General features: G+C 63.4%; 9 protein-coding genes. All 9 read right to left on the bottom strand.

All coding sequences use genetic code 11. The annotated features are described in order from the left end of the window. Window positions 1–4 precede the first annotated feature (4 nt). The 9 genes from ACSSVH_RS14830 to ACSSVH_RS14790 all read right to left on the bottom strand — a co-directional run bounded on the left by ACSSVH_RS14830 (window position 5) and on the right by ACSSVH_RS14790 (window position 14,294). Complete coding sequence (locus ACSSVH_RS14830; RefSeq protein WP_492633388.1) at window positions 5–2,554, bottom strand: PAS domain-containing protein; 2,550 nt, start codon at window positions 2,552–2,554, stop codon at window positions 5–7. A gap of 144 nt (window positions 2,555–2,698) precedes the next feature. Continuing rightward, on the bottom strand, window positions 2,699–4,651 hold the full coding sequence (locus ACSSVH_RS14825) for an acetoacetate--CoA ligase (protein ID WP_492633387.1): 1,953 nt from the start codon (window positions 4,649–4,651) through the stop codon (window positions 2,699–2,701). Window positions 4,652–4,796: 145 nt separating this feature from the next. Beyond that, window positions 4,797–5,570: a 3-hydroxybutyrate dehydrogenase gene (locus ACSSVH_RS14820; RefSeq protein WP_492633386.1), complete on the bottom strand. Its 774-nt coding sequence runs from the start codon at window positions 5,568–5,570 to the stop codon at window positions 4,797–4,799. Window positions 5,571–5,577: 7 nt separating this feature from the next. Continuing rightward, entirely contained in the window at window positions 5,578–6,969 is a 1,392-nt protein-coding gene (locus ACSSVH_RS14815) for a GntP family permease (RefSeq protein WP_029293751.1), read from the bottom strand. A gap of 278 nt (window positions 6,970–7,247) precedes the next feature. Next, window positions 7,248–8,654 carry a sigma-54 interaction domain-containing protein gene (locus tag ACSSVH_RS14810; RefSeq protein ID WP_169956536.1) on the bottom strand — a complete coding sequence of 469 codons (1,407 nt, stop codon included), beginning with the start codon at window positions 8,652–8,654 and terminating at the stop codon, window positions 7,248–7,250. A 105-nt stretch (window positions 8,655–8,759) separates the two neighbouring features. Next, window positions 8,760–10,337 carry an ABC transporter ATP-binding protein gene (locus ACSSVH_RS14805; RefSeq protein ID WP_492633385.1) on the bottom strand — a complete coding sequence of 526 codons (1,578 nt, stop codon included), beginning with the start codon at window positions 10,335–10,337 and terminating at the stop codon, window positions 8,760–8,762. A 14-nt stretch (window positions 10,338–10,351) separates the two neighbouring features. Continuing rightward, a complete protein-coding gene (locus ACSSVH_RS14800) occupies window positions 10,352–11,374 on the bottom strand; it encodes an ABC transporter permease (protein ID WP_170057146.1) in 1,023 nt (340 codons plus the stop codon). After that, on the bottom strand, window positions 11,374–12,435 hold the full coding sequence (locus ACSSVH_RS14795) for a microcin C ABC transporter permease YejB (protein WP_492633384.1): 1,062 nt from the start codon (window positions 12,433–12,435) through the stop codon (window positions 11,374–11,376). Before ACSSVH_RS14795 ends, ACSSVH_RS14800 begins: the two co-directional genes overlap by 1 nt. Then, complete coding sequence (locus tag ACSSVH_RS14790; protein ID WP_492633383.1) at window positions 12,435–14,294, bottom strand: extracellular solute-binding protein; 1,860 nt, start codon at window positions 14,292–14,294, stop codon at window positions 12,435–12,437. Before ACSSVH_RS14790 ends, ACSSVH_RS14795 begins: the two co-directional genes overlap by 1 nt. Window positions 14,295–14,355 lie beyond the last annotated feature (61 nt).

Below are 14,355 nucleotides of genomic sequence, written 5' to 3'. Positions count from 1 at the left end.
GGGATTATGCATCAACTTGGCCATTGACGCCGATCATGCTGCGGATTTTCGTGGCCAACTGGTCGATGGAAAACGGCTTGGCCACCATGTCCATGCCGTCTTCCAGGAAGCCCCGGCGCTCGGCGGCCGTTTCGGCATAGCCGGTCATGAACAGCACTTTGAGCTCAGGGCGGTGCTGGCGGGCGATTTCCGCCAGTTGCCGGCCGTTCATGCCGGGCAGGCCGACATCGGTCACCAGCAAGTCCACCCGCAGGTCAGACTCCAGCAACGGCAAGGCCGCGCGTGCATCGGCAGCCTGGTGGGCGGTGTAGCCCAGCTCATCGAGCAGGTTGACCACCAGCATGCGCACTGCGGCATCGTCCTCGACCACCACCACGGCTTCGCCATCCAGCGCCACGGGGGCTTCCACGGGGATTTGCGGCAGGACTTTTTCCAGGGCGGTGCCGTACAGGCGCGGCAGGTACAGGCGCACGCAGGTGCCACGCCCCGGTTCGCTGTGGATCGTGACGTGGCCGCCGGATTGCTGGGCAAAGCCATAAATCATCGACAACCCAAGGCCGGTGCCCTGGCCGATGGGCTTGGTGGTGAAAAACGGGTCGAAGGCCTTGGCCAGGATCTTGGGGGTCATGCCGGCGCCGTTGTCGCACACGCCGAGCATCACGTAGTCGCCGGCCTTGACCGGTTCCAGGGTGGTGATGTCGGTGCCGTCGAGGTAGCTGTTGGCCGTCTCGATGCTCAGTTGGCCGCCATCGGGCATGGCGTCGCGGGCGTTGATCACCAGGTTGAGCAGGGCGTTTTCCAGTTGGCTGGCGTCGGTGTTCACCGGCCAGATATCACTGCCCAGTTGCACCTTGAGGTCGATATGGGCGCCTTTGGTACGGCGGAACAGGTCTTCCAGGGACGCAACCAACTGGTTTGGGTCCAGGGGCCGGCGGTCCAGCGACTGGCGCCGGGAGAAGGCCAGCAGGCGATGGGTCAGGGCCGCCGCACGATGGGCCGAGGATACGGCGGCATCGGTGAAGCGCCCGATCTCATCGCTGCGCCCGGCGGCGATGTAGCGTTGCATCAGGTCCAGGCTGCCGATGATGCCGGTGAGCATATTGTTGAAGTCATGGGCGATCCCGCCCGTGAGCTGGCCGACCGCTTCCATTTTTTGCGCATGGCGCAGCGCATCTTCAGCGCGCTCGCGCTCGAACATTTCGTTTTGCAGGCGCTGGTTGGCCTCGGCCAGGGCCTGGGTACGCTGGGCCACGCGTTCTTCGAGGTTGTCGTTGAGGTGGCGCAGGGCTTCTTCGGTGAGTTTGCGTTCGGTCTCATCGATCACAAAGATGTAGAAGCCATTGACCGAGCCATCGGCGCTGAAGCGTGGCAGGTACTTCATCAGCGCATGCCGGGGCCGACCGTCGCGATGGGGAGTGACGGTGATGAAACTGCACGCCTTGCCCTTGAGCGCAGCAGCGATTTTTTCGGCGCGCCCGGCGTACACCTGGGCACCGATCACTTCGAGGATGGTCTTGCCATACAGCTCTTGCGGGGTCAGGCCGTACCAGTCGAGGTAGGCGCTGTTGTTCAGGCGAAAGCGCTCCTGGTGATCCACATAGCCGATCAGCACCGGCATCGCGTTGATGATCAGTTGCAGCTCGGTCTGGCTCTGGCGCAGGGCTTGCTCGGTGTGCTTGCGTTCAGTCAGGTCCAGGGCCGCACCGAGAAAACGCGCCGGTCGGCCGTGGTGATCCTTGTAGCAGCGGCCCCGGGCGAACACCCAGCGTATCTGCCCGTCGGCCTGGAGCAGGCGATATTCTTCGGCGTACTCGGTGCCATGGGTGATGCAATGCTTGATGCTGCGGGCCACCATGCCGCGGTCTTCCGGGTGCACGCCTTGCAGGTAGTCACTGATGGGCAACTGGTGGGCGTTAACCGGATCAACCCCATGCAATTGGGCAAAATGGCTGTCGGCGATAAAGCGGTCTTCGCTGATATCCCAGTCCCAGGTGCCCACTGCATCGGTGGCGGCCAGGGCCAGTTGCAAGCGTTGCTCGGTATCGTGCTGGGCCTTGAGGCTGGCCTCGGAGCGTTGTTGCAGCTCCTGGGCCAGTTGCCGGCGCTCGTTGGTTTCAATCGCCGTCACCAGGACCCCGGCGACCCGGCCACGTTCGTCGCGGATCGGGCTGTAGGTCAGGTCCAGCCAGATTTCCGTATCGCGGTGGTTGCGTTGCAGGACAAAACGCTGCTCGCTGAAGGTGCGCACCTGGCCGGCCAGCACGGCGCTGTAGATGGGGGCGGTGAAGTGTTGCAGTTCCGGCCAGACCCGGTGGGTCGGCTGGCCAAAGCCCTGGGGGTGCTTGTTGCCGGCCAGCAGGGCGAAGCCATCGTTGTAGATCTGCGTGAGTTCGTCGCCCCACAGCAACAGCATCGGCATCGGTGAGTGGATGACGATATCGATTGCCGTGCGCAGGCTTTGTGGCCAGTGGCTGGCATCACCGAGGGGGCTTGTGGCCCAGTCCAGCCGTGCGATCAGGGCCGCGGCCTCGCTGCCGGTGGGTGATCCGTTCATGTAAGTGTCCCGCGCGTAACGTCTTGAAGAATGACAGAAGCCGATTATCCCGTGCTGCGGAAACGGCTGGCTACCCCTCGAAAAATAGCATGCTTGAGGGGTTTATCTTCAAATGAGTGTGTGGGCGCTGAAACCTTTCATCTTTTATGCCAGCTCAGGGCGGTCGCGAAACTGCTCCAGGGCCTCGGGGTTGGCCAGGGCATCGGTGTTTTTCACCGGTTCGCCATGCACGACATTTCTTACCGCCAGTTCGACGATCTTGCCGCTGATGGTGCGCGGGATGTCACTCACGCTGAGAATCTTCGCCGGCACGTGGCGCGGCGTGGTGTTGGCGCGGATCACCTCGCGGATCTGCTGTTCGAGGGCGGCGTCCAGGTGTTCGCCGTCATTGAGCCGCACAAACAGCACCACGCGCACATCGTCCTGCCAGCGTTGGCCGATGGCCAGGCTTTCCAGGACCTGCGGGACTTTTTCCACCTGGCGGTAGATCTCCGCCGTGCCGATGCGTACTCCGCCGGGGTTGAGCACTGCATCCGAACGCCCGTGGATCAGCAGGCTGCCATTGGCGCGTTGCTCGGCATAGTCGCCCTGGGCCCACACACCTGGGAACTGGCTGAAATACGAGGCGCGCAGTTTTTCCCCCTGGGGGTCATTCCACAGGCCGATGGGCATGGCCGGGAAGTGCCGGGTGCACACCAGCTCACCTTTTTCGCCGACCAGCGGCCGGCCCTGGTCGTCCCACACTTCGATGGCCATCGCCAGGCTCTTGCATTGCATTTCACCGCGCCGTACCGGCAGCACCGGGTTGCCGATGACAAAGCAGGAGACGATATCGGTACCGCCCGACATCGACGACAGGCACAGCTCCTGTTTGATCTCGCGGTACACGTAGTCGTAGCTCTGGGGCGACAGTGGCGAGCCGGTCGAGATCAGGCCCTTGAGGCTGCCCAGGTCATGGCTGCGGCGCGGTTGCAGGCCGGCTTTTTCCAGGGTGGCGAGGAATTTCGGGCTGGTGCCGAACACGCTGATGCGCTCCTGGTCGATCAGGTCAATCAGGCGCTCGGGCCCCGGATGAAACGGCGAGCCGTCATACAGCACCACCGTGGCGCCGATGGCCAGTACCGAGACCAGCCAGTTCCACATCATCCAGCCGCAGGTGGTGTAGTAGAACAAGCAGTCGTCGCGCGACAGGTCGGCGTGCAGGCCGTGTTCCTTGAGGTGGGTCAGCAGCACGCCACCGGTGCCGTGGATGATGCACTTGGGCACGCCGGTGGTGCCGCTGGAGTAGAGGATGTACAGCGGGTGGTCGAAGGGCACGGCGACAAACTGTGGTTCGCCGCCCGGGCGGTAGAAGTCATCCCACAGGGCTACGTTGGCCTGGGTCTGGTAATCCTCGACGCGCGCCTCGGGCCGGGCGTAGGGCACGATGATCAGGTGTTGCAGGGTGGGCAGGCGCTCGAGGATTTCATTGAGCTTGGCGCTCTGGTCGATCAGCTTGCCAGCGTAGCGATAGCCGGCGCAGGTGATCAGCACCTTGGGTTCGATCTGGCCGAAGCGGTCGATCACCCCTTGGGTGCCGAAATCCGGCGAGGAACACGACCAGATCGCCCCGAGGCTGGTGGTGGCGAGCATGCCCACCAGGGTTTGCCAGGTATTGGGCATGCACGCCGCCACCCGATCTCCCAGGCCCACGCCGGCTGCTTGCAGGCTGCGCTGCAGGCCGGCGACGTGGCGGGCCAGTTCGGCATAGGTCAGTTGTTCGCGCTGGCCGTCTTCGCTGATGGCGACCACGGCGGGGTGGTCATCGCGGCGGCGCAGCAGGTGCTCGGCAAAGTTCAGGGTGGCGCCGGGAAACCACTGCGCGCTGGGCATCTGCGCGCCTTCCACCAGCACTGTGCCGGGCGGCGTACGAAACTGCACGTCGAAGAACTCGACAATCGCCGCCCAGAACGCCGGGCGCTGGTCGATGCTCCATTGGTGCAGGCTGGGGTAATCGTTGATCTGCAAGGCGTGGCGATCATTGATAAAGCGCCGGAACTGGTCCATCCGGGTGTTGTGGATGCGTTCCGGGCTGGGTTGCCAGAGGATATCGGACATGGCGCACTCTCTTGTTCTTGTATGAAATCTGCCAGGCATCACACATCCAAACTGTGGGAGCTGGCTTGCCTGCGATAGCAGTGGTGGCTGGCCGACCGCTATCGCAGGCAAGCCTGCTCCTACAGAGGGGGTGCGGTGTTTGGGTTTACTGGGCCAACCACCCGCCATCGATGTTCCACGCCGCGCCACGCACCTGGCTGCCGGCCTCGCTGCACAGGAACAGTACCAGCTCACCCAACTGCGGTGGCGTGACAAATTCCAACGACGGCTGCTTCTCGGCCAGCAGGTCATGCTGGGCCTGTTGCGGGTCGACGCCTGCGGCAATGCGGTCATCGATCTGCTTTTGCACCAGCGGGGTCAAGACCCAGCCCGGGCAAATGGCGTTGCAGGTCACGTTGCTGCTGGCGGTTTCCAGGCCAACGACCTTGGTCAGGCCGATTACCCCATGCTTGGCCGCGACGTAGGCCGCCTTGCCCACCGAGCCGACCTGGCCGTGCACCGAAGCGATGTTGACGATCCGCCCCCAGCCCTTGGCCTTCATGCCCGGCAGGCTCAGGCGCGTGCTGTGGAACACCGACGACAGGTTAATGGCGATGATCGAGTCCCAGCGCTCCACCGGAAAATCTTCCACCGCCGCCACATGCTGGATGCCCGCGTTATTGACCAGGATGTCGATGCCACCGAACTCGCGCTCGGCGTAGGCGACCATCTCGGCGATCTGCGCCGGGTCGCTGACATCGGCCGGGTGATGGCCGACCTTGCCGCCAAACGCCTGCACTTGGGCGATCACCGCGCTGGCATCGCCGAAGCCGTTGAGGATCAGGTTGGCGCCGGCCTTGGCCAGGCTCAGGGCAATGCCCAGGCCGATGCCGCTGGTGGAGCCGGTGACCAGGGCGGTCTTGCCGTTCAATGTCGTCATGAAAACCTCACACAATGCCGGTGGCGTAGAAAGTACCAATCACCACGAACACCGCGAGGGTCTTGATGATCGTGATGCCGAAAATGTCCTTGTAGGCTTCGCGGTGGGTCAGCCCGGTCACTGCCAGCAGCGTGATGACCGCGCCGTTGTGTGGCAGGGTGTCCATGCCGCCGCTGGCCATGGCCGCGACCCGGTGCAGCACTTCCAGGGGGATATTGGCGGCATGGGCCGCGGAAATAAAGCTCTCGGACATGGCCGCCAGGGCGATGCTCATGCCGCCGGAAGCAGAGCCGGTGATACCGGCCAACAGGGTCACGGTAATCGCCTCGTTGACCAGCGGGTTGGGGATGCCCTTGAGCCAGTCCGCCAACACCAGGAAGCCCGGCAGCGAAGCGATCACCGCACCGAAGCCGTATTCCGAAGCGGTGTTCATCGCCGCCAGCAACGCGCCGCTGACTGCGCTTTTACTGCCTTCGGCCAACTTGCTCTTGATCGCCGAAAAGCCGAACACCAGGACCATGATGATCCCCACCAGCAACGCCGCCTGCACCGCCCAGATTGCGGTGAGCTTGGCGATTTCCGTGGTCACCGGCGCGCTCATGCCCGGCAGGGCAAGGCTGTGGGTCTTGCCGTACCACTGCGGGATCCAGTGGGTGAACAGCAGGTTCATCACCCCCACCAGAATCAGCGGCGACAGGGCGATCCACGGGTTGGGCAGGCTCAGGTCTTCGGCGGTTTCCGGCTCGTTGCGCAAGTCGGTGCCATAGCCTTCGCCGGCACGCTGGGCCTTGTTGCGCTGGCGTGCCAGGTACAGCATGCCGGCGCAGAACACAAAGATCGTGCCGATCAGACCCAGCCACGGCGCGGCCCAGGCGGTGGTGTTGAAGAAGGTGCTGGGGATGATGTTCTGGATCTGCGGCGTGCCGGGCAGGGCGTCCATGGTGAACGAGAACGCGCCCAGGGCAATGGTCGCCGGGATCAGGCGCTTGGGGATATTGCTCTGGCGGAACATCTCGGCGGCGAACGGGTACACCGCAAACACCACCACAAACAGCGACACGCCGCCGTAGGTCAGCAGGGCACACACCAGCACGATCACCAGCATCGCCTGGCGGGTGCCGAGCAAACGGATGGCGGCCGCGACGATCGAGCGCGAAAAGCCTGACAGCTCGATCAGCTTGCCGAACACCGCGCCGAGCAGGAACACCGGGAAGTAGAGTTTGATAAAGCCGACCATTTTTTCCATGAACACCCCGGTAAAGGCGGGGGCGACGGCGGAAGGGTCGGTGAGCAGTACGGCGCCAAGGGCGGCGATGGGGGCAAACAGGATGACGCTATAGCCACGGTAGGCGGCCAGCATCAGCAGCGCGAGCGCCGCCAGGGCAATGATCACACTCATGGTGTGTCTCCATCGGATTGTTATTGTTGTGGGGTAATGCTGTAGGAAGGGGCTATAGCGGGAATTGTGCCAAGTTTGTAAGCTATTGATATATATAGATATTTATAGTTTGTGGTCAAGCCGTGTCTCTATATCAAGACAAATCCAGATCAAATGTGGGAGCGGGCTTGCCCGCGATGGCGGTCTACCTGGCACGGATTTGTTGCCTGACACACCGCTATCGCGGGCAAGCCCGCTCCTACAGGGGGGAGTGTCTTGGTAAATAGATTTTCGTCTCTTTATTGAGATTGAGCGATGCCCAGCGCCACCATCTTCTTGTACAGCGTCGAGCGCCCAAGCCCCAATTGCTTGGCCGCCTCGATCACATTGCCCTCGCACTGGCGCAACGCGGCCGCAATCAACTGCCGGTCAAACCGCTGCCGTGCCGCGCTGAAGGTCTGGACCTCGACTGGCGCCACGGCGCTGCGCTCTACCGGGCTGAACGTACCAATCGCCGCACGAATTTCCCGCGCATCCAACACCAGGTCATCGCTGAGCAACGCAGCGCGCTCCAGCACGTTGCGCAACTCGCGGATGTTTCCTGGCCAGGCATGCTCGGCCAGCAGCGCCAGGGCTTCGCGGTCCAGCTCATGCTGGCTGCGCAGTTCTTCCAGGATCGCTTCGCTCAACGCCGGAATATCATCCAGGCGTTCGCGCAGGGGCGGGACCTGGATCGGCAATACGTTGAGGCGGTAATACAAATCGGCGCGAAATTCGCCGCGCTTGATCGCGGCTTCCAGGTCGGTGGAGGTCGCGGCGATCACCCGTACGTCGCTGTGGATCATTTCGTTGGAGCCCACCGGCTCGAACTCTTTCTCCTGCAGCACCCGCAGCAGTTTGCTTTGCAGGGGCAACGGCATGTCGCCGATTTCATCGAGAAACAACGTCCCGCCCTGGGCGATTTGCAGTTTGCCGGCGCGGCCCTTGCGGTCGGCGCCGGTGAATGCGCCGGGCGCGGTGCCGAAAAACTCGGCTTCCAGAAGGTCGTGGGGGATGGCGGCGCTGTTGATGCTGACAAAGGCCTTATGGGCGCGTGGCGAGGCGCCATGGATGGCCTGGGCCAACAGCTCCTTGCCGGTGCCGGTTTCGCCCAGCAGCAACACCGGCGACTCGGCACTGGCACTGCGCCGCGCCCGGCGCTTGACCTCCAGGCTGGCAGCGCTGGTGCCGATAAAGTGCGCGAAGTTGTATTTGCTCTGGCGCGAGCGCAGCAGCGAACGGGTCGAGGCCAACTCCTGTTGCATGCTCAGGTAGCGCTCGATCATCGGCGAGAGGTTGCGCAACTCATCGAACAGGGCAAAACCGATGGCGCCGATGACCTTGCCGGCATCGTCGTGGATCGGCAGGCGCATCACCACCAACGGGCCTTTGGGCGTGTCCTGGATATCCAGGAGGATCGGCTGGTCACTGCGCACCACCTGGCGCAGCAGGCTGTTGGAGATCACCTGCTCGCACGGCTGGCCGATGGCCTGGTCGGCGCTTTTGAGGCCGAAGCGCTTGGCGTAGCGCTCGTTCATCCACACGATGTTGGCGTCGCGGTCGACAATCACCGTGCCTTCGCTGGACTGCTCGATGATCTCGAACAGGGACTGGATCGCCAGGCCACGAACGTGCGGGTAGTCCTTGAGGCTTTCGGTGGTGTTCATGCTCGGGGCGCCAACAAAAAAGATGAATGAATGACCTGATCCCCTGTAGGAGCCGGCTTGCCGGCGATGGCGATTTTACTGGCGCCATCGCCGGCAAGCCGGCTCCTACAGAGGGAGTTGCGTTGCGGCCAGCAGTTCCTGGGTGTAGGGGTGCTGTGGTGAGTCGAACACCGCCTGGCTCGGCCCGCGCTCGACCACCTTGCCGTCCTTGATCACGATCATGTCGTGGGCCATGGCCCGCACCACGGCCAGGTCATGGCTGATAAACAGGTAGGTCAGGCCGTACTTTTCCTGCAATTCACGCAGCAGCGCCACCACTTGTTTTTGCACGGTGCGATCCAGGGCCGAGGTGGGCTCGTCCAGCAGCATCAAGGCCGGGCGCAGCACCAGGGCGCGGGCGATGGCGATGCGTTGGCGCTGGCCACCGGAGAATTCGTGGGGGTAGCGATGGCGGCTGGCCGGGTCGAGGCCCACATCTTGCAGCACCTTGATCACCTGCGCGTCACGCTCCTGCAGGCTGCAGGGCGCGTGCACTTCCAGGCCTTCGCTGATGATCTGTTGCACCGACATGCGCGGGCTGAGGCTGCCATAGGGATCCTGGAACACCACCTGCATCTGCTTGCGCCACGGGCGCATCTGTTTCTGGCTGAGGCTATCGAGGGCCTCGCCCTGGAAGCGGATGCTGCCGCTGGAGTCGAGCAAGCGCAGGATCGCCTGGCCGAGGGTGGACTTGCCGGAGCCGGACTCGCCGACGATCCCCAGGGTCTTGCCCCGTTGCAGTTCCAGGCTGATGCCGTCCACCGCTTGCAGGTACTGCTTGCGCCGGAACAGCCCGCCAGCGATGGGGAAACGCACACTCAGTCCGTCGACCTGCAACACCGTCTCGCGTGCATCCTGGCACAGTGCCGTGCCGACCGGTTCGGCATCCAGCAGCAGGCGGCTGTAGGGGTGTCGTGGGACGTTGAACAGGGTTTGGCAGTCGGCCTGCTCGACGATTTCCCCGGCCTGCATCACGCACACGCGCTGGGCAATGCTGCGCACCAGGTTGAGGTCATGGCTGATCAGCAGCAAGGACATGCCCAGGCGTTGCTGCAAGGATTTGAGCAGCAGCAGGATCTTGCGCTGCACCGTCACATCCAGGGCGGTAGTCGGCTCGTCGGCGATCAGCAGTTCCGGCTCGCAGGCCAGGGCCATGGCAATCATCACCCGCTGGCGCTGACCGCCCGACAACTGATGGGGGTAAGACTTGAGGCGTTCCTGGGGATTGCGGATGCCCACCAGGTCCAGCAGCTCGAGGATACGCGCCTGGGCCGCCTTGCCGCCGAGGCCCTTGTGCAGCAGCAGGGTTTCGCCGATCTGCTTTTCGATGCTGTGCAAGGGGTTGAGGGAGGTCATCGGCTCCTGGAAGATCATCGCGATACGGTTGCCCCGCAGTTTTTGCAGGGTGCTGGCGGTGGCGCCGAGCAGTTCCTGGCCGCGATAGCGCACCGACCCTGTGGTAGCGGTGCCGGCCTGGGGCAGCAGTTGCAGGATCGAATGGGCCGTCACCGATTTGCCCGAGCCCGACTCGCCCACCAGCGCCAGGCACTCGCCGGGGCGGATATCCAGGCTCAGGTTGCGCACCACGGTCTGGCCGCTGAAGGCGACGCACAGGTCGCGGATCTCGATCAGGTTGTCAGTCATGGATGCATCGCCCTTCATGATCGTGGGTCGAAGGCGTCACGCAGCGCCTCGCCGATAAATACCAGCAGCGACAGAATCAGCGCCAGGGTGAAAAAGGCCGTGAGCCCGAGCCACGGCGCCTGCAGGTTTTGCTTGCCCTGGGCGATCAGCTCACCCAGGGACGCGCTGCCCGCCGGCATGCCGAAGCCGAGGAAATCCAGGGCGCTGAGGGTGGAAATCGCCCCGGTCAGGATGAAAGGCAGGTAGCTCAGGGTGGCGGTCATCGCGTTCGGCAGGATGTGCCGGCGGATGATCTTGCCGTCACTCAGGCCCAGGGCTCGCGCGGCTTTCACATATTCCAGGTTGCGCCCGCGCAGGAATTCGGCGCGCACCACATCCACCAGGGCCAGCCAGGAAAACAGCGCCATGATCCCCAGCAGCCACCAGAAGTTGGGCTCGACAAACCCCGAGAGGATGATCAGCAGGTACAGCACCGGCAGCCCCGACCACACTTCGAGGATGCGCTGGCCAAGCAGGTCGACCCAGCCGCCGTAATAGCCCTGCAAGGCACCGGCGGCAATGCCGATGACGGCGCTGATCGCGGTCAGGCCGAGGGCGAACAGGATCGATACCCGCGCGCCGAAGATCACCCGCGCCAGCACATCGCGGGACTGGTCGTCGGTGCCCAGCCAGTTCACCGTGGACGGCGGGCTGGGGGCAGGGCGGGTCAGTTCGTAGTTGGGCGTGTCATCGCTGAAGGGGATCGGCGGGAACAGCATCCAGCCGCCGTCTTGCTTGATCAGTTGCTGCACGTAGTCACTGCGGTAGTCGGCCTGGAATGGCAGTTGCCCGCCGAACTGCTGCTCGGTGTAGCGCTTGAACACCGGGAAATACAACTGGTCCTGATAGCTCAGCACCAGCGGTTTGTCGTTGGCGATCAACTCGCCGCCCAGGGTCAGGATAAACAGGCCGATAAACAGCCACAGCGACCACCAGCCCCGGCGGTTTTGCTTGAAGCGCTCGAAGCGGCGACGGGCCACGGGAGACAGATTGAGCATCAGGCGTTCCTCGCGGCAAAGTCGATACGCGGGTCCACCAGGGTGTAGCAGAGGTCGCCGATCAGTTTTATCAAGAGGCCAAACAGGGTGAAGATAAACAGTGAGCCAAACACCACCGGATAGTCCCGCGACACCGCCGCTTCGTAGCTCATGCGGCCCAGGCCGTCGAGGGAGAAGATCACCTCGATCAGCAGCGAACCGGCGAAGAACACACTGATAAACGCCTGGGGGATCCCGGAGATCACCAGCAGCATGGCGTTGCGAAACACATGGCCGTAGAGCACGCGCCGTTCGCTCAGGCCCTTGGCGCGTGCGGTGACCACGTACTGACGGGTGATTTCATTGAGGAACGAGTTTTTGGTGAGGATGGTCAAGGTGGCGAAACCACCGATCACCAGGGCGCTGACCGGCAGCACCAGGTGCCAGAAATAATCGGCGACCTTGCCCAGGGTACTCAGTTGCTCGAAGTTCTCCGACACCAGGCCCCGCACCGGGAACCAGTTCAGGGTGGTGCCGCCGGCAAAGACTACGATCAAGAACATCGCGAACAGGAAGGCCGGCATCGCGTAGCCAATGACGATGGCGGTGCTGCTCCACACATCGAAACTGCTGCCGTGGCGCACCGCCTTGCGGATCCCCAGGGGGATCGATACCAGGTAGGTGATCAGCGTGGCCCAGAGGCCGAGGGAAAGGGTCACCGGCATCTTTTCCAGGATCAGGTCGATCACCGTGGCGCCGCGAAAGAAGCTGTTGCCAAAATCCAGCTGGGCGTAGTTCTTGAGCATCAGCCACAGGCGTTCGGGCGCGGATTTGTCGAAGCCGTATTGTTTTTCGATGTCCTTGATCAGCTTGGGGTCCAGGCCGCGACTGGCGCGTGAGCCACTGCTGACGCCGTCGCCGGCCGAGCCGCCGACGCCCCCGCCGCCAATCCCCTGCAAGTGGGCGATGGCTTGCTCCACCGGCCCGCCGGGCGCGGCCTGGACGATCACAAAGTTCATCAGCAGGATGATCACCAGGGTCGGGATGATCAGCAGCAGGCGCCGCACGATATAGGCAAACATCAGCGGGCACCTCGCGGCTGGTTCAGTTCGGCTTTCATCTGCTCATTGGTCAGGGGTGTGGGGCTGACCTCCCACCACGACTCCAGCGCCTCGTCGTTGCTGGCCTCGATGGCCGGGCGACCGAAGCGGTTCCACCACGCGGCCGAGGTGCCGGGCGGGTAGTAATTGGGGATCCAGTAGTAATTCCATTGCAGCACCCGGTCCAGGGCATGGGCGTAGCTGAGCATCTGCGCCTGGGTGGTGGCACGCACCAGGCCGGTGACCAGGGTGTCGACCGCCGGGTTTTGCAGGACGATGTAGTTGTTGCTGCCCGGGTCGAAGGCCGACGAGGAACCGAAGAAGTTGTACAGCTCCATGCCCGGCGAGGTGGTGACCGGGAAGCCGGTGACGATCATGTCGTAGTCGCGGGTCATCAGGCGGTTGACGTACTGGGATGAGTCGATGCGCCGGATGTTGAGGGTAATGCCGATCTGCGCCAGGTTGCGTTTATAGGGGAGCAGCAGGCGTTCGAGGCCGTTTTGCACATTTAGGAAGGTGAACTCCAGGGGTTCGCCGGCAGCGTTCACCAGCTTGTCGCCCTTGGGCGTCCAGCCGGCGTCTTCCAGCAAGGCCAGGGCTTGCAGTTGCTTGTCGCGGATCATGCCGCTGCCGTCGGTGGTCGGCGCCTTGAACACTTGGGTGAAGACTTCGTCGGGGATCTGCCCGCGCAAGGGTTCGAGAATCGCCAGTTCCTGGGCGTCGGGCAGTTGGGTGGCGGCCAGCGGGCTGTTGGAAAAGTAGCTTTGCTGGCGGATATACAGGTTGCGCATCATCTGCCGGTTGGCCCACTCGAAATCCCAGAGCATGGCCAGGGCCTGGCGCACGCGGCGGTCCTGGAATATCGGCTTTTGCATATTGAACACGTAGCCCTGGGCCGCTTGCGGGGCTTGCTTGGCCAGGTGCGCGCGTTGCAGGCGGCCATCGTCCAGGGCCGGGCCGTTGTAGCCGATGGAATAGCCGGTGGCGGAGAACTCGCGGTTGAAGTCATAGGCGCCGCCGCGCAGGACCTGGCGCGCGACTTCGGTATCGCCGAAGTACTCCAGGCTCAAGCGGTCGAAGTTGTACAGGCCGCGGCTGACGGGCAAGTCCTTGCCCCACCAGTCGGGGTCGCGCTGGAAGGTGATAGTGCTGCCGGAATTGATCTTGCTGACTTTGTACGGACCGCTGCCCAGGGGCACCTCATAGCCGCCGCCGTTGGCGAAGTCGCGGCTTTTCCACCAATGTTCGGGGAACACCGGCAGGGTCGCGATATCCAGGGGCAGGGTGCGGTTCTCGTTGCTGGAGAAGTCAAAACGCACTTGCAGCGGGCCTTCGACCTCGACGTGCTTGACGTCGGCAAACAGCGTGCGAAAGCGCAGGCTGCCCTGGGTCATCAGCAGGTTGAAGCTATAGCGTACGTCTTCTGCGGTGATCGGCTTGCCGTCGGCAAATCGCGCCTTGGGGTTGAGGAAAAAACGCAGGTACAGGCCGTCCTCGGCGCGCTCCATCTTTTGCGCGACCAGGCCGTAGACGGTATAGGGCTCATCCAGCGAGCGGTAGGCCAGGGGCGAGTACACCCAGCCGTCCAGCTGGCTGACGCCGATGCCTTTGTCGATATACGGCAGTACATGGTCGAAGCGGCCGACTTCGAGGGCCGAGCGCTTGAGGCTGCCGCCCTTGGGGGCATCGGGGTTCACATAGTCGAAATGCTTGAAATCGGCGGGGTACTTGGCAGGTTCGCCGTAGACGGTCAATGCCTGTTGCGGGGCAGCAAACGAGATGGAACTCGCCAACAGCAGGGCCAGGGTAGAGCCAACTAACGTGAGTAAGTCCAGTCGCATTATCAGCCTTGAGCGCCGGGTGAAGAAGGAAGGGGACTTGTACCCTAACCGCACGCGGGTC

Source organism: Pseudomonas sp. HC1(2025), from assembly GCF_058742075.1.
The sequence above is the reverse complement of the archived record's forward strand: the minus strand, read 5'-3'. Positions and strand labels throughout refer to the sequence as shown.

Bases quoted from the DNA above. Each gene is read 5' to 3' on its own strand.
- ACSSVH_RS14800 (WP_170057146.1), bottom strand. From the start codon at position 11,374: ATGCTCAATCTGTCTCCCGTGGCCCGTCGCCGCTTCGAGCGCTTCAAG.
- ACSSVH_RS14815 (WP_029293751.1), bottom strand. From the start codon at position 6,969: ATGAGTGTGATCATTGCCCTGGCGGCGCTCGCGCTGCTGATGCTGGCC.
- ACSSVH_RS14805 (WP_492633385.1), bottom strand. From the start codon at position 10,337: ATGACTGACAACCTGATCGAGATCCGCGACCTGTGCGTCGCCTTCAGC.
- ACSSVH_RS14810 (WP_169956536.1), bottom strand. From the start codon at position 8,654: ATGAACACCACCGAAAGCCTCAAGGACTACCCGCACGTTCGTGGCCTG.
- ACSSVH_RS14795 (WP_492633384.1), bottom strand. From the start codon at position 12,435: ATGTTTGCCTATATCGTGCGGCGCCTGCTGCTGATCATCCCGACCCTG.
- ACSSVH_RS14820 (WP_492633386.1), bottom strand. From the start codon at position 5,570: ATGACGACATTGAACGGCAAGACCGCCCTGGTCACCGGCTCCACCAGC.
- ACSSVH_RS14825 (WP_492633387.1), bottom strand. From the start codon at position 4,651: ATGTCCGATATCCTCTGGCAACCCAGCCCGGAACGCATCCACAACACC.
- ACSSVH_RS14830 (WP_492633388.1), bottom strand. From the start codon at position 2,554: ATGAACGGATCACCCACCGGCAGCGAGGCCGCGGCCCTGATCGCACGG.
- ACSSVH_RS14790 (WP_492633383.1), bottom strand. From the start codon at position 14,294: ATGCGACTGGACTTACTCACGTTAGTTGGCTCTACCCTGGCCCTGCTG.